Raw genomic sequence first — 3,357 nt, 5'->3', positions numbered from 1 at the left:
GGTCTGGAACTGGCCAGTGCGATCCGTCGGCTGGATCGGCGGGTGCCGATCCTGCTGCTCAGCGCCTTCACCGAGACCGCCGATCTGCTGGTGGCGACCCGGCTGAACCTGGTGGATTACCTGGTCAAGCCGCTCGCCTGGGCCCAGCTCAAGGACAGCCTCGAGCGCTGCGCCGAGGCGCTTTATGCCGAGGGGCAACTGTTTGTACGCCTGGCCCCCAATACCACCTATTCCATCGCCGACGGCAGTCTGCGGCGCGCGGGGGATGCAATCACCCTGACCGCCCGGGAGAAGGTCCTGCTCGATCTGCTGGTGGCCCATCGCGATCAATGGTTGAGCAAGGGACGGCTGCTGGCTGCGCTGTTCGCGGAGTTCGACCAGGGCAGCGACGCCGCCCTGAAAAATCTGTTCCTGCGGCTGCGCCAGAAGATCGGTTCGGACATGATCGTGAATCGGTACGGGGTCGGCTATCGGCTACGACAGGATGCGCCCTAGGAAGGTCCCCAGCGCGGCGGGCGGCCACCTTCGGTGCGGGTTCTGGGCCCGACGGCTCGTGTTGTGGCTGGGCGTCGGCGTCCTGGCGATGACCGGGTCGGTCGCCGCGCTGGAACCTGTCGGACCCTCGGCCGGGCAGTCGTCCGTGCCGCTCGCCGGCACTGCCGAGGTCTATCTCGATGTCGGGGGTACCCTGGACCTGGCGGCCATCGGTGCGGGCCGGGTCCCCTTCGGGCCGCAGCGAGGGGCCTCCTTTGGCACCTTGCTGACGCGCGGGACGCTGTGGATTCGGGCCCTGATCAAGCCCTGGCCGGACGGCGGATCGACCTATCTCCTCCTCAACAACGGCAGCCTGGAGTCGGTCACCCTCTACGCCCCCGTCCGGGGGCAGGATGGTGCCGCCCTGCGCATCTTGCGCGGCGGCTGGCAGTACGCCACGACGGGGGCGCAGGAACGCTTCGTCAGTCCGGTCTTCCGCCTGCCCGCGGACTATGACGACGCGCGCCCGCTGCTGATCGCCGTCCGCTCACCCTACCTGCTGCAGTTTCGGGTGACGCTGCTGACCGAGGCCGCCTGGCAGCGCACTGGCATGGAACTCCTGCTCTTCCTCGGCCTGGGCCTGGGGAGCCTGGTGGCCATCCTTCTCTATAACCTCTTGCTCTATGCCGCGATTGGCGATCGGCACTACCTCTACTATCTCCTCTACGCCGTGACGCTGGTGCTCTACCTGGGGGTGGACCCCTATGTCGGCCTGGCGCGCTTCGTCGCGCCCGGGACCGTCGGCGCGCTCATGCCGTATTTCCCGGTCTTCCCGCTGCTGATGCTCGCGGCGATGATCAACTTCTCGCGCGCCTTCCTCGCCAGCCGGCAGAGCGCACCGCGCCATGACCGGCTCCTGCGGGCGTTGCTCGTGGCCCCGCTGAGCGTCATCCTGATGGTCGTGATGGGTTATCGTTGGGAAGCGGCTCGAGTCACCTATGTCCTGCTGCACACACTGATCCTACTACAGGTGACGGTGGGGTTCGTGGTGCTGCGATCCGGATTTCGGCCGGCTCGCTTCTACCTGCTTGCCGTCAGCGCCCCGTTGATCGGAGTGCTGGTCTTTTCCATGCAGATCCAGGGTCTCCTGCCGCGTAATGACCTCACGGTGCGGGCGCTCTTCATCGGGTTCATCCTGGAGGCCCTGCTGCTCTCATTCGCGCTCGGCAATCGCACCTGGCTGTTGCGGCAGGCGCGCGAGGCCAGCGAGCGGCTACTGTTGGAACACTCCAGGTTCCTCTCGGTCGGTCAGATGCTCTCTGGCGTGTTGCATCAGCTCAAGCGTCCGGTCATCCATGCCGGTAACCGCTTGATGACCCTTGAGGCGTTGCTCGAGCGGCCGGCCGCCGAACGCGAGGCCGCGCTGCCAGGGGCAGTCGCGGAACTGCGCCGGACCGTCGGCTTCATGGCGCGGACGATCGAAGATGTCTACCGCTTTTATGGCCAGGATCAGGACCGGGTCTCCTACCGTCCCGCCGAGCAGATCGAACTGGCGGTGACCCTGCTGACCCCCATGGCCGTGGGTAGCGCCCTGCGGATCGAACGTGCACTATTGCCCGACCTGGTCCTGCATGGCTATCCCCACGCCTTTGCCCATGTCCTGCTGATCGTGATCGAGAACGCGGCGGTGATACTACGGGAGCGCGCGGTAACCGATCCGCTGATCCGGATCGAGATGGCCGTTGCGGGCGATGAGCTATGGACGACGGTGGCCGACAATGCCGGTGGGATCCGGGTGCAGCCCATCGCGCGTCTCTTCGATCTCATCACGCGCCCGGATCGCGGCTCCGGAATCGGCATCGGTCTGGGGCTGGCACGGCGATTGGTTGAGACCAAGCTGGACGGGCGCATCAGCGCCCGCAACCGGGACCAAGGCGCTGAATTCACGATCCGCCTGCCGCTCGGCGCGGCGGGTAACCTCGGCGCTGACCAACCGTGATGGCGAGGCTGATGTGTGAGCCAGGAGCCAGAGCCGGCGGTCACCAGGGCGGGGACGCCTCAGCGGTTGTGAAAAGATCCTCATAGGTCGGATCGCTCGGGTCGACGGCGAAACGGAAGGGATTGCCGATCATGCGGGTGCCGGCGACCGTCGTGGCGACACTGGCGACGAAGCAGCCGTTGGCGGATTGGCAGCCGCTGAGGCCGGTCTGGGCCGGCGGCAATAGGGGACAGACCCTGAGGTATCCCCACAATTTCGCCGTTCTGCGTCAGGCTCCTAGCAATGCGTCGTGGTCGGTTGCTACCCATTCGCTGGCGTCGCCCACGGTCGCGAACAACTCTTCCAGCAGGTGGCGATAGCTGTCGAGCACCAATAATAGGCGGGCGAGGAACAGCCGCGAATAGGCGCGGCGCTTGCGAGAGCCGGGACGCAGCCGCTGGTGTAATTCCAAACGTTCGGCAGCCGTACCGAGCAGCCATAATAGAAACGCCGCCAGCGAGGCAATCAATACCAGCACGGTAAAGCGACCGACGCCATCCGAGCGGCTGCATTCCAGTCCCTCGCCGAAGTGTTGGCTCTTCATATCGCGGACGCTCTCTTCTATTTGCATCCGCTGGCGATAGAGCTTCGCCACCTTCTGAGGCGCCCAAGCGGCCAAGGCGGTGGATGCGACGAGCAACCATGGCTCGCGCGCTGCGTTCGGTGTCGGATGAACAAATTCACCTTCCGCTTTAATCGCCGCACATCTCGCAGCCGCGGGCTCGTCTTTCGCCGTTTACTTGAACAGATCGCCAGGACCGACCAGGTTCCCGAGAAAAATCTCATCCATGGTTACGATTGGCGGCTACACAAGATGTAGGGCAGGAGGAGCTAACCGCCCACCC

4 protein-coding genes are annotated in these 3,357 nt (G+C 65.4%); 2 read left to right on the top strand and 2 right to left on the bottom strand.

Annotation, left to right across the window (positions count from 1 at the left end):
* Together QZY03_RS07525 and QZY03_RS07520 are read left to right on the top strand one after the other, a co-directional pair.
* Positions 1-495: winged helix-turn-helix domain-containing protein (locus tag QZY03_RS07525; protein ID WP_295579722.1), on the top strand; the 495-nt coding region annotated here is incomplete at its 5' end.
* 88 nt (positions 496-583) lie between these two features.
* Complete coding sequence (locus QZY03_RS07520; protein WP_295579720.1) at positions 584-2,473, top strand: sensor histidine kinase; 1,890 nt, start codon at positions 584-586, stop codon at positions 2,471-2,473.
* A gap of 40 nt (positions 2,474-2,513) precedes the next feature.
* On the opposite strand, the gene QZY03_RS07515 is transcribed toward QZY03_RS07520, so the two are convergent.
* Positions 2,514-2,696, bottom strand: a complete 183-nt coding sequence (locus QZY03_RS07515) for a hypothetical protein (protein ID WP_295579718.1) — start codon at positions 2,694-2,696, stop codon at positions 2,514-2,516.
* A gap of 45 nt (positions 2,697-2,741) precedes the next feature.
* On the bottom strand, positions 2,742-3,152 hold the full coding sequence (locus QZY03_RS07510; RefSeq protein ID WP_363182307.1) for a transposase: 411 nt from the start codon (positions 3,150-3,152) through the stop codon (positions 2,742-2,744).
* Positions 3,153-3,357: the final 205 nt, after the last annotated feature.

This window comes from uncultured Lamprocystis sp. (genome assembly GCF_903933125.1).
Taxonomy (GTDB): domain Bacteria; phylum Pseudomonadota; class Gammaproteobacteria; order Chromatiales; family Chromatiaceae; genus Thiodictyon.
This window is presented reverse-complemented; position numbering and strand designations above follow the sequence as displayed.

Excerpts from the sequence above, each read along its gene's own strand:
- QZY03_RS07520 (WP_295579720.1), top strand. The coding sequence starts at position 584 with ATGACCGGGTCGGTCGCCGCGCTGGAACCTGTCGGACCCTCGGCCGGG.